At 68.8% G+C, this 16,667-nt stretch carries 14 protein-coding genes; 4 read left to right on the plus strand and 10 right to left on the minus strand.

Annotated elements, in window-relative coordinates:
- Positions 1-59 precede the first annotated feature (59 nt).
- The 3 genes from BCR55_RS25105 to BCR55_RS25115 all read right to left on the minus strand — a co-directional run bounded on the left by BCR55_RS25105 (position 60) and on the right by BCR55_RS25115 (position 3,129).
- Positions 60-899 carry a MerR family transcriptional regulator gene (locus BCR55_RS25105; RefSeq protein WP_012216835.1) on the minus strand — a complete coding sequence of 280 codons (840 nt, stop codon included), beginning with the start codon at positions 897-899 and terminating at the stop codon, positions 60-62.
- A 9-nt stretch (positions 900-908) separates the two neighbouring features.
- The gene (locus tag BCR55_RS25110) at positions 909-1,469 is read right to left on the minus strand and encodes a GNAT family N-acetyltransferase (protein ID WP_006396819.1); all 561 of its coding nucleotides are present in this window, start codon (positions 1,467-1,469) and stop codon (positions 909-911) included.
- Positions 1,470-1,614: 145 nt separating this feature from the next.
- On the minus strand, positions 1,615-3,129 hold the full coding sequence (locus tag BCR55_RS25115; RefSeq protein WP_065496388.1) for an MDR family MFS transporter: 1,515 nt from the start codon (positions 3,127-3,129) through the stop codon (positions 1,615-1,617).
- 227 nt (positions 3,130-3,356) lie between these two features.
- Here BCR55_RS25115 and BCR55_RS25120 point away from each other — a divergent pair, with 227 nt between their 5' ends.
- A complete protein-coding gene (locus BCR55_RS25120; RefSeq protein ID WP_065496390.1) occupies positions 3,357-4,916 on the plus strand; it encodes a methyl-accepting chemotaxis protein in 1,560 nt (519 codons plus the stop codon).
- A 19-nt stretch (positions 4,917-4,935) separates the two neighbouring features.
- On the opposite strand, the gene BCR55_RS25125 is transcribed toward BCR55_RS25120, so the two are convergent.
- Both BCR55_RS25125 and BCR55_RS25130 read right to left on the minus strand, forming a co-directional pair.
- Positions 4,936-6,603, minus strand: coding sequence for an ATP-binding domain-containing protein (locus tag BCR55_RS25125; RefSeq protein WP_006409761.1), 1,668 nt, complete (start codon positions 6,601-6,603; stop codon positions 4,936-4,938).
- 84 nt (positions 6,604-6,687) lie between these two features.
- The gene (locus BCR55_RS25130; protein ID WP_006396823.1) at positions 6,688-7,542 is read right to left on the minus strand and encodes a helix-turn-helix domain-containing protein; all 855 of its coding nucleotides are present in this window, start codon (positions 7,540-7,542) and stop codon (positions 6,688-6,690) included.
- A gap of 237 nt (positions 7,543-7,779) precedes the next feature.
- Here BCR55_RS25130 and BCR55_RS25135 point away from each other — a divergent pair, with 237 nt between their 5' ends.
- Entirely contained in the window at positions 7,780-9,114 is a 1,335-nt protein-coding gene (locus BCR55_RS25135) for an FAD-binding oxidoreductase (protein ID WP_065496391.1), read from the plus strand.
- Between the two features lie 60 nt (positions 9,115-9,174).
- Positions 9,175-10,278: a TrkA family potassium uptake protein gene (locus BCR55_RS25140; RefSeq protein ID WP_006403250.1), complete on the plus strand. Its 1,104-nt coding sequence runs from the start codon at positions 9,175-9,177 to the stop codon at positions 10,276-10,278.
- A gap of 70 nt (positions 10,279-10,348) precedes the next feature.
- On the opposite strand, the gene BCR55_RS25145 is transcribed toward BCR55_RS25140, so the two are convergent.
- Both BCR55_RS25145 and BCR55_RS25150 read right to left on the minus strand, forming a co-directional pair.
- On the minus strand, positions 10,349-11,107 hold the full coding sequence (locus BCR55_RS25145) for an SDR family oxidoreductase (RefSeq protein ID WP_065496392.1): 759 nt from the start codon (positions 11,105-11,107) through the stop codon (positions 10,349-10,351).
- 94 nt (positions 11,108-11,201) lie between these two features.
- Positions 11,202-12,146 (minus strand): LysR family transcriptional regulator, encoded by a 945-nt coding sequence (locus BCR55_RS25150; RefSeq protein WP_065496394.1) that lies wholly within the window; start codon positions 12,144-12,146, stop codon positions 11,202-11,204.
- A gap of 174 nt (positions 12,147-12,320) precedes the next feature.
- Between BCR55_RS25150 and BCR55_RS25155 the strand changes: the two genes are divergently transcribed.
- Positions 12,321-13,535, plus strand: a complete 1,215-nt coding sequence (locus BCR55_RS25155; protein ID WP_065496396.1) for an FAD-dependent monooxygenase — start codon at positions 12,321-12,323, stop codon at positions 13,533-13,535.
- A 299-nt stretch (positions 13,536-13,834) separates the two neighbouring features.
- Here the strand turns inward: BCR55_RS25155 and BCR55_RS25160 are convergent, their stop codons facing one another.
- The 3 genes from BCR55_RS25160 to BCR55_RS25170 are packed head-to-tail and all read right to left on the minus strand — an operon-like array spanning position 13,835 to position 16,519.
- Positions 13,835-14,665 carry an ABC transporter ATP-binding protein gene (locus tag BCR55_RS25160; protein ID WP_053298443.1) on the minus strand — a complete coding sequence of 277 codons (831 nt, stop codon included), beginning with the start codon at positions 14,663-14,665 and terminating at the stop codon, positions 13,835-13,837.
- Entirely contained in the window at positions 14,662-15,525 is an 864-nt protein-coding gene (locus tag BCR55_RS25165) for an ABC transporter permease (protein WP_065496398.1), read from the minus strand. The genes BCR55_RS25160 and BCR55_RS25165 overlap by 4 nt, the downstream gene beginning before the upstream one ends.
- Position 15,526: 1 nt before the next feature.
- Positions 15,527-16,519 (minus strand): aliphatic sulfonate ABC transporter substrate-binding protein, encoded by a 993-nt coding sequence (locus tag BCR55_RS25170; protein ID WP_065496400.1) that lies wholly within the window; start codon positions 16,517-16,519, stop codon positions 15,527-15,529.
- Between the last annotated feature and the right edge of the window lie 148 nt (positions 16,520-16,667).

Below are 16,667 nucleotides of genomic sequence, written 5' to 3' on the forward strand. Positions count from 1 at the left end.
GCATGGGCGTTCGCGCCCGCCAACGAAGCAATGCCGATATGAATATGAAAGCGGCGCGCTTATGCTTTGCCGCCGCTGCCGTGCGCCTCGGGCGCACCGGCCTGCCGCGCGGCTTCGTCGCTGAGCTTGCGATCGAGAATCGTCGCGACGCGGCCGCCGAGGTACGCGCTGGCCGCGTTTTCGAGCGCGCGGTTCATCTCCGCCTCGACGAATACGGCCGCGAGCGGACGCAGACGCCAGATCGCGTCGACGAGCGCCGGCACGTCGGTTGCCGGCGGCAGCGTGCCCGCATCGTAGCGGTCGAGCTGCTTGACGACGAGATCGACGAGCAGCCGCGCGACCGCGTCGAAGTGCGGGCGCGCGAGGCTGATCACGTCGAGCAGTTCGCGCGGCGGAATGCCTTCCTTCGTCATCGCGGCCGCCGCTTCGAGCAGCGCGGGGCTCTTCGCGACGAACGACATGCCGCGCCGCTCGAGCAGCCCCAGTTCGGTCACGCGCGCGAGCTGCGTGGGCGTCTGCGGCCCGAACATCTGCGCGAGCGCGGCGAGCGAATAGGTTTTCGGGCGTTCGTGCGACCAGCGTCCGCCGATCGCGTTTTCGAGGCCGAGGATCGAGCGCAGGTCGTGGCCTTCGTCGATCGCCTTGATCAGATCCTGGATGTTCGACAGCGTATAGCCGCGCGCGAGCAGATGATTGATCAGCTTCAGGCGCGCGACGTGCGTATCGTCGTAGATGCCGACGCGCCCGCGTTTCTCGGGCGGCGCCAGCAGCCCGCGATCCTGGTATGCACGGACGTTGCGCACGGTCGTGTCGGACACGCGCGCGAGTTCGTCCACCGTGTACTCGTTGCGGGTTTCGTCGGCGGCGGTGTCGGACGGAGGAGGAGTCTGTTTCGGCATGCGGCCATTCTAGCGCGACGCGCCTTGCGCGGGCGAGGCGGGCAGCGTGGCCGCGCCCTCGCCGAGCGGGCGCTGCAGCAGCGCGATGTCGATCCAGCGGCCGTGCTTGAAGCCGACCGCCTGCAGCGTGCCGGCCGGCGCGAAGCCGAAGGCGCGATGCAGCGACGTCGAGCCGCCGGTGCCGCCGTCCGCGATCGCCGCGATCATCTGCCGCCACGGGCCCGCCTCGCAGCGCGCGATCAGCGCGGCGAGCAGGGCGCGGCCGATGCCGCGGCCGCGCTGCGCGTCGTCGATGTAGATCGAATCTTCGACGGTGTATCGGTAGGCGTGCCGCGGGCGGTACGGCGTCGCATACGCATAGCCGGCGACGCGGCCGTCGCATTCGGCGACGAGATACGGAAGCCCGTGGCGCAGCACCGCGTCGCGGCGCGCGGCGAGTTCGGCGACGTCGGGCGGGACTTCCTCGAACGACGCGACGCTGTGGCGCACGTGATGCGCGTAGATCGCCTGGATCGCGGCGAGATCGGCGTCGGTCGCGTCGCGGACGGTACAGGCGGGAGCAGCGGACATGGCGAAGTCGGATCGGACGAAACCGCTACTATGCGGGCGCGCGGCCGGCAGGTAAAGCGGGCGGCACCGGCGCCTGCTGCGCGATCGGCGGGCGCGGCGCTGGCCCGGGTGTCGGCGGCCGTGCGAAGCGGCGCCGCCGCATCCGTCAGCCGCGCGTGCGCAGCGGTGCGTCCTCGACGAACCAGGCAAGCACGAACGCGATCGCGATCACCGTCGCCGCGGCCAGATAGACGACATGCAGCGAACCGGCGAACGCATGCAGGTATGCGCTGCGGACCGTCTCGGGCAGCTCCCCGAGCGTGCCGGGACCGAGCGCGGTCGGCAGCTCGGTGCCGGCCGGCAGCGCATCGATCAGCCGCGCGCGCAGGCCGTGCGAGAACAGCGTACCGAACGCGGCGACGCCGATCGAGCCGCCGATCGAGCGGAACAGCGTCGCGCCGGACGTCGCGACGCCCATGTGCCGGAACGCGACGGTGTTCTGCGCGGCGAGCGTGAGCACGGGCATCACCATCCCGAGGCCGATGCCGAGCAGTGCCATGTATGCGTACATCGTGTGCAGCGGCGTGTCGAGCGACAGCGTCGACAGCAGCACCATCGCGACGCCGCCGATCAGCGTGCCGGCGATCGGAAACGCGCGGTACGAGCCGAGCCGCGCGATCAGCCGGCCGCTCGCGACCGACATCGCGAGCATCCCGCCCATCATCGGCAGCAGCTGCATGCCGGCCTGCGACGGCGTCGAGCCTTTCACGACCTGCAGATAGAGCGGAATGAACGTGACCGAGCCGAACAGCGCGACGCCGACGACGAAGCCGATCGCGCAGCACAGCACGAAGGTGCGATGCCGGAACAGCTCGAGCGGCATGATCGGCTCGGCCGCGAGCCGTTCCTCGTACACGAACCCGCCGATCGCGACGAGCCCGAGCACGAGCGTCATCCAGAGCTGCGGCGACGACCACGGCAGCAACGAGCCGCCTTCGCTGGTAAACAGGATCACACAGGTGAGGGCGGTCGCGAGGAATGCGGCGCCCATGTAGTCGATGCGGTGCTTCACGTGCGCCGTATGCGGCCGGAACGCGATGCCGATCACGGCGAGCGCGAGAAAGCCGAGCGGCAGGTTGATCGTGAAGATCCAGCGCCACGACAGATGCTCGACGAGAAAACCGCCGAGCAGCGGCCCGACGATCGTCGCGAGCCCGTAGACGCCGCCGAACATCCCCTGATAGCGTGCGCGGCGATCGGGCGGGACGAGATCGCCGATCGCAGCCATCGTGACGACCATCAGGCCGCCGCCGCCGAGGCCCTGCAGCGCGCGCAGCGCGATCAGCTGCGTCATGTCCTGCGCGATCCCGCAGAGCGCCGATCCCGCGAGGAACAGCGCGATCGCGACCTGCAGCACGATCTTGCGGCCGTACAGATCGCCGAGCTTGCCGTAGAGCGGGAGCACGACGGTCGACGACAGCAGGTACGCGGTCACGACCCACGACAGCCGGTCGAGCCCGCCGAGTTCCCCGACGATCGTCGGCAGCGCGGTCGACACGATCGTTTGATCGAGCGCGGACAACAGCATCACCAGCAGCAGCGCCGCCATGATCGGCGCCGTCGGCGCATCGCGGCGCGCGACGGTGTCGACGGACGGCGAGGGAAGGATATCGGTTTGCATTGAATTATCTGCCATGGCAGGAAGTTGCTCGAAATATAGTCGTCGATAGATGACTGGTCAATTTCTGCTTGCCCTCGAATTGTTGCAGTCGTAACGGTGCGTTGCCGACTTGCCAAATTGATCGAGATCAGGGCGAAACGGGGCCGGACTCAAGTTTTCTGAAGGCGAACCGTAATCCAGAGTGCCGCGTCCGCCGGTCGCGGCGCTTTTCTCGATCCCGTGCCGTCATGAATCTGAACGCCCTGTTTTCCCGTTTCTCGATCCGCACCCGCATCTTTTCCACGCTCGGCCTCGTCGCGGGGCTGCTCGTCGTGTCGGGGCTGATCGGCCTCGCCGGCATGCAAAGCTCGAACCGCGCACTCGACGAGGCGTACACGCGCCAGCTCGCCGCAAAGACCGCGCTGGCGGCCGCCACGCTGAACCTGACGATCGTGCGCACCACGCTCGATCGCGCCGTGCTGCATCCGGAGGCGCCCGACCTGCCCGAGCTCGTCGCGAAGGCCGAGAACTACCTCGCGAAGGCGAATGCCGCATGGGGCGCGTACGCGGCGATGCCGCACGATGCCGACGAAGCGCCGCTCGCGAGCCGGCTCGACGCCGCGCGCCAGGCGCTGATCGGACAGGCGCTGACGCCGCTCGCCGATGCCATCCGCGAAGGCCGGCGAGACGACGCGGACCGGCTGATGATGTCGGTCGCGCCGCCGCTGTCGGTCGCGCTGACGCGCGCGACCGATGCGCTGGACACGTTTCAGGCCGCACGCGGCCGCGCCGTCTACGACGCCGCGCAAACGCGCTACGACTGGCTGCGCGCCGGCGCGATCGCCGGCATCGCGCTCGGCGTTGCCGCGTGTCTCGGCTGCGCGATCGGCCTGCACTTCGCGATCACGCAGCCGGTCAACCGGCTGCTCATGCATTTCCGCCGGCTGTCCGACGGCGACCTGACGTCGGAAGTGCGCTGGACGTCGCGCGACGAGATGGCGGAACTCGTGAAGGGCGTGACCGGCATGCAGCGCAGCCTCGCCGATACGGTGCGGCAGGTTGCGCACGGCTCCGACGCGATCTCGACCGCGACGCACCAGATCGCGGCCGGCAATACGGACCTGTCGCAACGCACCGAGGAACAGGCGGCCGCGCTGCAGCAGACTGCGGCGAGCATGGAGCAACTGACCGCGACCGTGAAGCAGAACGCCGATCACGCGCTCGAGGCGCAGGCCTGCGCCGACGACGCGCGCGAGATCGCGACGCGCGGCGCGACGGTCGTCGGCGAAGTGATCGGCACGATGGGCGAGATCGACCAGAGTTCGCAGAAGGTCGCCGACATCATCGGCACGATCGAGGGCATCGCGTTTCAGACCAACATCCTCGCGCTGAATGCCGCGGTCGAAGCCGCGCGCGCGGGCGAGCAGGGCCGCGGCTTCGCGGTGGTCGCCGGCGAGGTGCGTACGCTCGCGCAGCGCTCGGCGTCCGCGGCGAAGGAAATCCGCACGCTGATCGGCGAGTCGGTCGAGCGCGTCGCGAACGGATCGCGGCTCGTCGGCGTCGCGGGCGAAACGATGCGTGACATTCAGCAGGCGATCGCGCGCGTCGCCGGCATCATGACCGAGATCGCGGCCGCGTCGAACGAGCAGCGCGACGGCATCGAGCAGGTCAATCGCGCCGTGTCGCAGATGGATCAGGTATCGCAGCAGAACGCTGCGCTCGTCGAGCAGGCGGCGGCTGCCGCCGCGTCGCTCGAAGAGCAGGCCGAGGGCTTGCGGCGCGCGGTCGGCGCGTTCCGCGTCGCCTGAGCCGGCGCACGCGGCCGCGTCAGGCGGCCGTCAATTGCGCGGCGGCGCGCGCCGACGCGACGATCAGCAGCTTCATCGTCGCGCGCGTCGCGCCGACGAACAGCTTGCGGGCCGCGCGCGCGTCGAGCGACGCGAAGTCGACCTCGGTGAGGATCACGCACGGCGCCGACTGTCCCTTGAAGCGATGGATCGAATCGAGCAGCACGTCGCCGTCGCGATACTCGGGGTTGCCGAACAGGTCGTACGTGCCGGTGAAGCGCTTGAGCCGGTGCGGGCCGAGCTGGTCGAGCGGCGCGAGCACCGACCCTTCGCGGCCGCGGTACGACAGCACCGCGATGTCCTGCTTGCGAAAGCCGAGCGACAGCGCGTGCGTGATCGCGCGCTTGGTCGCGTCGATGCAGGCGTCGGCGAGCGTGTCGGCCGACGCGTCCGGTTCCCCGTATGCCGACACCGACGGATCGGACCCGTCGAACGGGCTGCCCGAGCGCAGTTCGCTCGCGAGCGGTTCGACGCGCCCGACGATGTCGCGCACGAATTCGAGCACGTCGCGCGGGCTGCGGTAGTTCGTCAGCGCCTTCAGCGTGACCCAGCCCGACAGCGCGACCGGCTCGCGCATGTACAGGTTCTGCAGCGGATCCTCGAGCCACCACCATGCGCCGTCCGCGGCGAGCAGCCGCTCGAGCGCGGCGGCCCATGACGCGTGGAAATCCTGTCCTTCGTCGACGATCAGCACGTCGAAGCGCCAGCGGCCGGCGATCGGCGTCTGCGCGAAACGCGCTTCGAGCTGCTCGAACGCGCCGGGCGCCTGGAAGTCCGGCACATAGCCGCCGTCGCGCGCGACCCAGTCGCACAGCTGGTGGTAGTTCGCGACCGTCGCGCCCGCCGGCGCGATCCGCGCGATGTAGTCGGCGAGCGGCCGGTTGAAGCAGACGTACAGCACGCGCTTGCCGGCCGCGACCGCATCGCGCATCGCCTGCACGGCGAGCTGCGTCTTGCCGGAGCCGGCGGTGCCCGTCACGCGCAGCCGGAACGGCGTGAACTCGAGCTGGCGCGCCCACGCGGCAAGGCCGCCCGACAGCCGCGTGACGAGCGTGCCGGCCTGGCCGACGAGCGCGCTCGTGTCGGGCGTCAGCGCCAGCTCGTCGGCGAGAAAGTGGTGGATCCTGGCGGCGTTCGGCAGCGGCGTTTCGTCTTCGGGCAGGATCTGCAAAATCACCTGCGCGAGCTGCGCCTTGCGCGACGCGTCGACGATGCGGTCGGCCGCGACGCCGGCGATCGCGGTCTGGCGGATCGCGTAGTCCGGGCAATACAGCAGCGCGTCGATCCCGTAGACGCCGGCGCCGAACGCGGCCGTCAGCCGGCGATGCAGCGTTTCCTGCGTGCGCGCGAGCTGGATCGCGACGTTGCGCTCGGTCTGCAGATACACCTTCACGAGCCCTTTCGGCGTCTCGCGCAGAAAACCGGCCTTCAGTTCGATCAGCAGCACGCGGCCGGCCGGGCTCACGACGACGAACGCGGTCTCGCCGAACACCGAAAAACCCTGGTCGGCGCGCGTCCAGTGCACGCCGTGGTAGACGGTGTAGCCGTCGGGCAGCGCGTGTTCGAGTGCGGCGAGCGTTTCGCGTTCGCGTTCGGCAGCGCCGGTCGCGGCGAGATTTTTCCAGTCGTCGGGGATGAGGCGGGCCATGGAGTCGGGCGGCGGATGCCGGCGTCGCGTGAACGGGTCCGGCTATTGTACTGACGAAGCCGCGGGCGGCCGCCGTGTGCGGTGTTATCCGCGTGCGAGCCGCTTCGCGAGATCGGCGCTGAGGATCGCCATGCGCGCCGGCTTCTCGTAGCAGACGACGTCGAACGTACGGATCACTTCGCTGATGTCGGCTTCGCTCGCGCGGCCCGTCAGCAGATCGCCGGTCAGCACGAAAATCGGCGCGCCCGGATTGTCGGAGGTGCGCACGGCCTTGATCGCGGTCGCGGCCGTGCAGTCGTCGAACAGCCACTCGGTGACGACCGCGTCGAACGCCTGACCCTGCAGCGCATCGACGAAGGCGGTCAAGCCGTCGAACGACGCCGTCGCGAAGCCCTGGCGCTCGAGATAGCGGCACAGCTCGGTCGCGCTCACGCGATCGGGATCGATGACCGCGACGACGAGCTTGTCGCTTTCCGCACGGCGCGGATAGATTTCGATCTTGTGCACGTCGTACGCGTTCTGGTACAACACGCCGGTGTGGCGCAGCACGCGCCAGCGGCCGTTCTGTTCGTACGCGACGAATTCGGGGCGCGCGCCGGCTTCGAGCGGCGCGCCGATCCATGCGGTGCACGGGATCTCGGCGACACCGGCATAGAGAATCGCGTCTTGCGAGCACGCGCCGACCATGCCGGGGTCGAGCGTCTGGGCGCCGAACAGCTGGGCGGCCGGTTCGCCGTACGCTTCGGCGACTTTCTTGATCTGCGCGAGTGTCCACGGGCTGCTGCCGCGCAGCTTGCGGTGGCCTTGTGAAAAACTCAGGTCGAGGATGCGGCACAGCTCGGTGGTCTGCTGGCGCTTGCCGATGCCGTTGCGGGTCATCAGCTCGCGCACGCGCTCGGCAACCGCGAGGGAGTCCGTGGTGATTGCTTCGGTGGTCATGCTACGGGAGCGGATCGGGTCGAATCGAATGACGTTCAGAACGACGCCTTGCGGCGGTCTCGGCGGACAGTCCTGACGGATGTCCAGTGGCGAGCCGACCGGCCACGCGCAGAAAAGATAACTTTACCGCAAAATGGCTTTCGCTCCTTGTGCAGATCGGTGCGTTTCTGTGAAAGGTGTATCCCGGCATTACGGCCGGGCATGCGTTAGCCGGACATTCCTACCGAACAAGAAATAATGACGACAATTTACCCGCTGCACGATGCGCTCACGCGCGCCGACGCGCCGTTTCCGACCGAAGCCGACGTCGTGATCGCCGGCGCCGGCATCATGGGGTGTGCGGCCGCGTACTACCTCGGACTGCGCGGCCTGAAGGCCGTGGTGCTCGACAAGTCGCGCATCGCCGGGCAGCAGTCGACGCGCGCATGGGGCTTCGTGCGGCAGCAGGGGCGCGAATCGGCAGAAGTGCCGCTGATGATGGCAGGCATGCGCATCTGGGAAAAATTAGAGGAAACGCTCGGTTTCGATCTCGAATGGCGGCAAGGCGGCTGTCTCTATATTGCGGACAACGAAACGGATTGGCAGTCGTTTCAGGCGTGGCTCGCCGTCGCACGCGAGCACGGGCTCGATACGCGCACGCTGACGCGCGCGCAGATCGACGAGCGCGTGCGCGGGCTGTCGACCGATGCGCGCACGCTCGGCGGCCTCTATACCGAAAGCGATGGCCAGGCCGAACCGCGCCGCGTGGCCGCCGCGTTCGCCGCGCGCGCGATCGAGTCCGGCGCGCGCTTCTTCGAAGGCTGCGGCGTGACCGCGATCGAGACGGGCGGCGGCGCGGTGACCGGCGTGGCCACGGAGCGCGGCACCATCCGCACGCGGCGCGTGATCTGCGCGGCCGGCGCGACGAGTTTCCGGCTGCTCGACGGCGTCGGCATCCGGCTGCCGCAGCAGGCGGTGCGCGGCACCTGCATGCGCACCAATGTGGTGCCGCCGGTATCCGCGTCGACGATCTGGGGGCATGGCCTCGGCATCCGGCAGCGCAAGAACGGCGCGATCAATCTCGCCGACGACATGCAGGTCGACGTCGATCTGACGCTCGGCCACTTGCGCGGGCTTAGCCTGTTCTGGCCGGCGTTCTGGTCGCAGCGCGAGAAATTCCGTCTGCATCTGAACGGCGCCGCGTGGCGCGACGTGCTTGCGCGGCTCGGCGGCGGCCTCGACGCGATCGAGCCGCGCGATCCGTTGCCGCAACCGAACCGTTCGCATGCGCCGCGCGCGCTCGAAAAGCTGAAGGCGATCTTCCCCGTGCTGAAGGATGCGCAGATCGTCGAGGCCTGGGCCGGGCTGATCGACGTGCTGCCGGACGGGATTCCGGTGATCGACGCACCCGACACGCCGGCGGGCCTCACCATCGCGACGGGATTCTGCGGTCACGGCTTCGCGATGGGGCCGATCGTCGGGCGGCTGCTCGCCGAATGGATCGACACGGGCGCACCGTCGCTCGATCTGTCGGCGTTTCGCGCGCGCCGTTTCGTCGACGGCACGATGGTGCCGCCGCGCAGCATGCTGTGACGGACGCGTGCGCGCCGCCGCATCGTAGAATCGAGCCCGCATCGTTCAGGAGACTTCCCGTTGGCTTCGCCTTCCGCCCAGCGTCGTTCACTGCGTTCACTGCGTTCGCGGCTGCGCCGCGCGCGCGATCCGTGGCAGGCGCCGCGCACACGCACGTTGTTTACGCGTCCCGCGACGTCGCCGCGCCGCACGCTGCTGTTTCGCCTCGGCGCGGTGCTGCTGCTGTGCGTGCTCGCGTTCTTCGCGCTGTATCTCGATCGCGACGGGCTGCGCGATTCGACGAAAAGCACGCCGATGAGCATCGCCGATCTCGTCTATTTCACGATGGTGACGGTCGCGACGGTCGGCTACGGCGACATCGTACCCGTCACCGCGCGTGCGCGGCTCATCGATGCGTTCTTCATCGTGCCGATCCGCATCGTCATCTGGTTCATCTTTCTGGGCACGGCGTATCAGTTCGTGATCCAGCGCGTCATCGAGGAATTCCGCATGAAACGGCTGCAAAAGCAATTGACCGATCACATCGTCGTGTGCGGCTACGGGCTGTCCGGGTCGATCGCGGTGCGCGAGCTGCTCGAAAGCGGCGTCGAGCCCTCGACGATCATCGTGATCGATGCGCAGCAGCAGGCGCTCGAAGCGGCGACCGCGCTCGGCGTGACGGGGCTGCTCGGCGATCCCGCGCAAGAGGATCTGCTGCGCCAGGCGCAGGTGCGCGCGGCGAAAGCCGTGATCATCTCGGTGACCGACGATCCGACCGCGATTCTGCTGACCTTGTCGGTACGCAGCATCGCGCCCGAGACGAAGATCGTCGTGCGCATCCAGGAGAATCTGTATCAGCGGCAATTGCGGCAGGCCGGCGCGGACGTGATCGTGTCGTCGACGAAGATCGGCGCGCTGCTGCTGGCCGATGCCGTGCATAGCCGCTATATCGTGCCGTTCGTGAACGACATGCTGTCGACGCGCGGGCGCGCGACGCTGGTCGAGCGCGAGGCGCTGCCGCACGAGGTCGGCTGCATGACGAACATGGTGCCGGGCGCGATCGTCGTCGGCCTCGATCGCTGCGGGAAGATCCAGTCGTTCTACGAAGATCCGCCATGCCGGATCGAGGCGGGCGATACGCTGGTCGTCATTCAGTCGGCGCGGATTCCGGATGCGGATGTTTGAGGGGGTTGTTGAACGAGACGGTTGAGCCTATGAGAACTGCTCGCAGGAAAGGCCGGCGCCGCCACGATGCCTACCCACGCCCCACAAACGGCATCGCCGTCGCCATGATCGTCATGTTCAGAATGTTCGCGTCCAGCGGCAGGCTCGCCATCTGCACGACCGCGTTCGCGACATGCGCGACGTCGATGCGCGGCTCCGGCGCCATGCTGCCATCCGCCTGCGGCACGCCTTGCGTCATGCGTTCCGTGAGCGCGGTCGCCGCATTGCCGATGTCGATCTGACCGCAGGCGATGTTGTACGCGCGGCCATCCAGCGCCAGCGACCGCGTGATTCCGGTCACCGCATGCTTGGTGGCCGTGTAGGCGATCGTCTCGGGGCGCGGCGAGTACGCCGAGATCGAGCCGTTGTTGATGATGCGGCCGCCTTGCGGCGTCTGCGCCTTCATGATGCGCCAGGCCGCCCGCGCGCAAAGGAACACGCCGGTCAGGTTGGTTGCCACCACGGCGTTCCAGACGTCGAGCTCGTATGCGTCGAGGGAAACGGGCGGCGCATTGCGTCCGGCATTGTTGAACAGCACGTCGAGCCGGCCGAACTGCTGCGCGATCTGCGCAAACGCGCGGTCGACCGACGCTTCGTCGGTGACGTCGGCGGGAAACACGTGCGCGTCGCCGCCCGCCGCGCGAATCGCTTCCTGCGTTGCGCGTAACGACGCTTCCGTACGTCCGATCAGCGCGACGGTGAATCCCGCGCCGGCGAGCGCGACGGCCGCTGCGCGGCCGATGCCGGATCCGGCGCCCGTGACGGCTGCGAATTGCTTCGAGACAGACATGGCTTGAATTCCTGCTGGTTGAAGAGGGATGGCGCGGACGCACGCGACGTCGTCGCAAGATCCCGTCGCCTATGACGCGACATCGTACACGCGCCTATTTCTTTCGCGCCGGTCCCGATTTCCGCTGCCGCACGCCGGCCTCCGCGAACAACTCGACGACGACGTCACGCAGCCAGCGGTTGCACTCGTCCTGATTCACCCGCGCGTGCCACAGCATATGAATCGGTGCGCCGGGTAGCGTCACCGGCAGCGCACGCCAGCTTAGCGAAAACGGCGTCGCGAGCTGCAGCGCGAGATGCTCCGGCACCGTCGCGATCAGGTCGGTGCGTTGCAGGATATAGCCGACGCTCATGAAGTGCGGCACCGTCAGCCGCACGTTGCGCGTCACGCGACGCCGCTTCAGCCATTCGTCCACTTGTCCATGGCCGGTCCCGGCCGACACCACGACCAGATGCCCGGCGTCGCGCCACGCGTCGAGCGTGAGCGGCGCGGCCTCGAGCGGATGCCCGCGCCGAAACAGGCACACATACCGTTGATCGAACAGCCTGCGCTGATAGAAGCCGCCCTGCAGTTGCGGCAGCAGCCCGATCGCGAGGTCGACGCGGCCCTCGGCCATTTCGTCGCCGAGGTTCACGCTCGTGTTGCGCACGGTGTTCAGCACGATGCCGGGCGCCGTCTGCGAGAGGCGTTCCAGCAACGCCGGCAGGAACACGACTTCGCCGATATCGGTCATGCCGATCGTGATCGTGCGCACGGCGTGCTGCGGGTCGAAGCCGGTCTCGGGATTGAGCGCGGCGTGCAGCGTCGCGAGCGCGTGCGAAACGGGTTCGGCCAGACGCAGCGCGAACGGCGTCGGCACGACACCGCCCGGCCCGCGCACGAAGAGCGGATCGCCGAGCCGTCGACGCAGCTTCGCAAGCGCGTTGCTCACGCCCGGCTGACTCATGTTCATCTGCTCGGCGACGGTCGACACGCGCCGTTCCTGCATCAGCCGCTGGAACAGCAACAGCAGATTGAGGTCGAGGTCGCTCAGTTCCATGGTTGGCGTGGCTCCCGATTATTTCATTCAGTGATGAAGCGGATTCCCTGCATTTTATTGTGGGATGAAACCCTGCTTCCGACAATACCGGTACGACGCCTGCGTTCGACCTGACCGCAGCGTCCGCCGCATCCCTGCGGAACCCACAATCTGAATATCGGAGACACCTTCATCATGCAGACGAATCTGACGATCGCGATCGTCGGCGCCGGCATCGGCGGCCTGACGCTGGCGCTCGCGCTGCGCGAGCACGGCATCGACGCGCAGCTCTATGAACAGACCGGCGAGTTGCGCGAAGTCGGCGCGGCCGTCGCGCTGTCGGCCAACGCGACGCGCTTCTACGAACGCATGGGATTGCGTCCGCAGTTCGACGCGGTATGTGCGGAGATTCCGGCTCTCGTCTATCGCGACGGACGCAGCGGCGCGGTGATCGGCCATCATCGCGGCGAGCCGAGCTATCGGCGGCAATTCGGCGGCGCGTACTGGGGCGTCCATCGCGCCGATCTGCAGGCCGTGCTGTCGAAGGCGGTCGGTCTCGACTGCATCCATCTCGGCCATCGTCTCGTCGATCTCGCGCAGCATCCGGATCACGTCACGCTGAGTTTCGACAACGGCCGTCGCGTCGAGGCGGATCTCGTGATCGGCGCAGACGGTGCGCGCTCGATCACGCGGCGCTGGATGCTCGGTTACGACGACGTGCTGTATTCGGGCTGCTCGGGTTTTCGCGGCGTGGTGCCGGCCGAACGCATGGACCTGCTGCCGGATCCCGAGACCATCCAGTTCTGGATCGGGCCGCACGGGCATCTGCTGCACTATCCGATCGGCGACAAAGGCGATCAGAACTTCCTGCTGGTCGAGCGCCACCCGTCGCCGTGGCCGTCGCGCGACTGGGTCATGCCGGCAGAAGAGGGCGAGCAGCTGCGACTGTTCCGCGACTGGCATCCGGCGGTCGTGCAGATGATTACCGCCGTGCCGATCAGTCAGCGCTGGGGCCTGTTCCATCGGCCGCCGCTCGGTCGCTGGAGCCGCGGACGCGTGACGCTGATCGGCGATGCCGCGCATGCGCTCGTGCCGCACCACGGGCAGGGCGCAAACCAGTCGATCGAGGATGCGGTCGTGCTGGCGGCACAACTGGCAAAGGCCGGGCCCGGCAACTGGCGCGAAGCGCAGGAAGCCTACGAGCGCCTGCGCCGCGGTCGTACGCGCAAGGTGCAGTACGCATCGATCTCTGCCGCCGACGTGCTGCATCTGCCTGACGGGCCCGCCGCGCAGGCGCGCAATGCGCGTCTCGCCGAGCGCGATCGCGTGCTGCATCACCTCGACTGGATTCATGATTTCGACGCGCTCGAACAGACGCCGAGCGAGCGGCAGGGCGGGACGTGGCTGTGAGCCGGGCAGACACGATATCGGCACCGTGACGCCGCGGTGCGCCGCGGCGGCCGGCATTATCCGGATGGGCAGTTCGGCGCATGGCCGATCGACGTCGGGCGCGATGAAAAACGGGCGGCCAGCGCTGCCCGTCTCGCTTCACGCACGCCAGCGCAGACGTCAAGCCCTGCCCGAGCAGCCCGCGCCGCACGTCCGATGTACGGCCGCCCTCGACGATGCGTAACTCGGCGTGACGCGGCTGCCCGGCGATCGCGCGCAAACGGATCCGCTGCGTCAGGCGCAATTGCGCTCGTCGTCATTCAGTCGGCGCGGATGCCCGATGCGAACGCTCGAACCGCGTCGTCGGCGAACTGCGCAGCTTCGTCGAAACGCGCGAACGCATGCAGCAGCCTCACACGTAGCGCGCCGAGCCGCGGATCGCCGCGGTCGCGCGGCCGCGGCACATCGACACGAAACGCGTCGTCGAGCCGGCCCGGATTCGGCGCGAGCAGCAGCACGCGATCGCCGAGATACAACGCTTCGTCGAGATCGTGCGTGACGACGATCGCCGCCATCCGGCGTCGGCGGACGACGTCGAGCAGCAGCCGCTGCAGGCGCATCCGCGTGATCGCGTCGACTGCGCTGAACGGTTCGTCGAGCAGCAGCAGATCGGGTTCGCCGAACAGCCCGCGTGCGATTGCCGCGCGCTGCGCCATCCCGCCCGACAAGGTAGCCGGCAGCTGCTGCGCGACATCCGCCAGCCCGACTTCGTCGAGCAGCCGTGCGACGCTCGGCGCACGTCCGCCGCGCGGCCCGGCCGCGAAGCCGACGTTGTCGGCGATCGACAGCCACGGCAGCAGCCGCGGCTCCTGGAAAATCAGCCCGATACGCGGCGACGGTGCGGCGAGCGCGACGCCGTCGAGCGTCACGCGGCCGCGAAACGCGGTATCGAGACCGGCGACGATCCGCAGCAACGTGCTCTTCCCGCAGCCGCTCGGGCCGACGATACAGACGATCTCGCCGTGCGCGAGCTGCAGCGCGATGTCGGCGAGGATCGGGCGGTCGCCGTAGGACTTGTGCGCGATCCGCAGGTCGAGCAGCGGCGTATCGGTCGCGCGGGCCGCATCGGGCGACGGCAGGCGCGCGCTCATCGCGATGCGTCCCGCGACGTGCCGGCGGCCGCGTCGCGCCAGTCGAGCCAGTGCAGCTCGATACGCCGCATCGCGCCGTCGGTCAGCTTGCCGAGTAGCGCGAGCAGCAGGATCGCGCCGAATACGAGATCGGGGCGCCCGGTTTCGCGGCCGTCGCTGAGCAGAAAGCCGAGGCCGCGCGTGGCCGCGATCAGCTCGGCCGCGACCATGAACATCCACGCGAGGCTCAGGCCCGTGCGCAGGCCCGTGACGATCTGCGGCAGCGCGGCCGGCAGCAGGATCCGGCGGAACAGCGCGAGCGGGCGCAGGCGGTACAGCGCGCCGAGCTCGATCAGCTTGCGATCGACGTTGCGTATCCCGGCGACCACGGCGAGATGAACGGGGAAGAACGCGCCGATCGCGATCAGCGTGATCTTGGGCGCTTCGTCGATGCCGAGCCAGAGCAGCAGGACGGGCACCCACGCGAGCGACGGGATCGCGCGCAGCGCCTGGAACGTCGGCTCGAGCAGCGCGTCGATGCGCCGGCTCACGCCCATCGCCGCGCCGACGACGAGCGCGAGCGACGCGCCGATCGCGAAGCCGGCGGCGACCCGCAACGCGCTCGCGCCGACGTGGCGCGCGACGCGCGCCGCGCCCATTCGCGCGAGCGTATCGAATATCTCGCTCGGCGCGGGCACCAGATTGGCCGGCAACCCGCCGCGCCGCACGCCGAACTCAATCAGCGCGAGCGCGGCGAACGGCAGCGCGATGCCGGCGATGCGCCATGCGCGCAACGGGTCGCGGCACGGCGCACGCGGCGGCGCGCAAGGGCGGCGGACGAGCGCTTCGTCGCGCGCGACGGTAGGCGAGAGCCGCGACATGTCAGTGCGACGCGGTGGCGAGCGGGCGCACGAACGCCGGATCGATCAGCGTATCGACGATCTTCGCGGGATCGACGCCCGGCTTGATCAGTTGTTCGGCCGTCAGGACCGGTGCGGCGGCCTTCAGCGCCGCGCGCTGGCGCTCGCCGGGCACCGGGTCGCCGAAATCGTTGCGCTGCAGCTGCAGCGTCGCGACCTGCAGCGACACCTTCGATTCGTCGGCGACGATTCGCGCGGTTTCGTCCGGATGCGCGACGATCCATTCGCGCGCGCGCTCGTAGACCTGCAGCACGCGCGTGACGGCCTCCGGATACTGGCGCGCGAACGCGTCGCGCACATTGAGCAGCCCATACGTGTTGAACGCGACGTTGCGATACAGCAGGCGCGCGCCGTCGTCGAGCTGCGCGGCCGCCATATGCGGATCGAGGCCGGCCCACGCGTCGACCTGACCGTTCGCGAGCGCGGTGCGGCCGTCCGGATGCTGGAGGTTCACGAGTTCCACGTCGTCGCGCGTCAAGCCGACGGTATGCAAGGCGCGCAGCGTGAACAGGAACGGATCGGTGCCGCGCGTCGCGGCGATCTTCTTGCCTTTCAGATCGGCCAGCGAGCGGATCGGCGAATCCTTGCGTACGACGAGTGCGGTCCACTCGGGGCGCGAGAACACATAGACGGCATGGATCGGATTGCCGTTCGCGCGAGCGAGCAGCGATGCGAGACCCGCGGCGGACCCGAAGTCGACCGCGCCGCTGTTCAGGTATTCGAGTGCGCGATTGCTGCCGAGGCTCAGTACCCAGCGCACCGGCGTGCGATCGGCCTTGAACGCGTCTTCGAGCCAGCCGAAATGGCGGATCACGAGACTTTCGGGCGAGTAGTACGCGTAGTCGACGCGAATTTCCGCGGGGGCGGCCGCGTGCGCGCGCGGCGACACGACAGCGGCGAGCGCGACGGCGAAGGCGGCCGCGGCTTGCCACGCGCGGAACCAGGACAGCTTCATCGTGAGATCTCCGGAAGGGCGGCAACGTGCCGCGAACAGGCAGGATGACCGAGCACTGTACCGAAGCGCCGGCGCGGCGATAACCAAGAAATCCGCGATTGCACATGCGTGCGGCTGCTAAGCGCGACGCGCGCGCCGTTATCGTGCA

Source organism: Burkholderia sp. CCA53 (genome assembly GCF_001685525.1).
Taxonomy (GTDB): Bacteria; Pseudomonadota; Gammaproteobacteria; order Burkholderiales; family Burkholderiaceae; genus Burkholderia; species Burkholderia multivorans.

Bases quoted from the DNA above. Each gene is read 5' to 3' on its own strand.
- BCR55_RS25105 (WP_012216835.1), bottom strand. From the start codon at position 899: ATGCCGAAACAGACTCCTCCTCCGTCCGACACCGCCGCCGACGAAACC.
- BCR55_RS25110 (WP_006396819.1), bottom strand. From the start codon at position 1,469: ATGTCCGCTGCTCCCGCCTGTACCGTCCGCGACGCGACCGACGCCGAT.
- BCR55_RS25115 (WP_065496388.1), bottom strand. From the start codon at position 3,129: ATGCAAACCGATATCCTTCCCTCGCCGTCCGTCGACACCGTCGCGCGC.
- BCR55_RS25120 (WP_065496390.1), top strand. From the start codon at position 3,357: ATGAATCTGAACGCCCTGTTTTCCCGTTTCTCGATCCGCACCCGCATC.
- BCR55_RS25125 (WP_006409761.1), bottom strand. From the start codon at position 6,603: ATGGCCCGCCTCATCCCCGACGACTGGAAAAATCTCGCCGCGACCGGC.
- BCR55_RS25130 (WP_006396823.1), bottom strand. From the start codon at position 7,542: ATGACCACCGAAGCAATCACCACGGACTCCCTCGCGGTTGCCGAGCGC.
- BCR55_RS25135 (WP_065496391.1), top strand. From the start codon at position 7,780: ATGACGACAATTTACCCGCTGCACGATGCGCTCACGCGCGCCGACGCG.
- BCR55_RS25145 (WP_065496392.1), bottom strand. From the start codon at position 11,107: ATGTCTGTCTCGAAGCAATTCGCAGCCGTCACGGGCGCCGGATCCGGC.
- BCR55_RS25150 (WP_065496394.1), bottom strand. From the start codon at position 12,146: ATGGAACTGAGCGACCTCGACCTCAATCTGCTGTTGCTGTTCCAGCGG.
- BCR55_RS25155 (WP_065496396.1), top strand. From the start codon at position 12,321: ATGCAGACGAATCTGACGATCGCGATCGTCGGCGCCGGCATCGGCGGC.
- BCR55_RS25160 (WP_053298443.1), bottom strand. From the start codon at position 14,665: ATGAGCGCGCGCCTGCCGTCGCCCGATGCGGCCCGCGCGACCGATACG.
- BCR55_RS25165 (WP_065496398.1), bottom strand. From the start codon at position 15,525: ATGTCGCGGCTCTCGCCTACCGTCGCGCGCGACGAAGCGCTCGTCCGC.
- BCR55_RS25170 (WP_065496400.1), bottom strand. From the start codon at position 16,519: ATGAAGCTGTCCTGGTTCCGCGCGTGGCAAGCCGCGGCCGCCTTCGCC.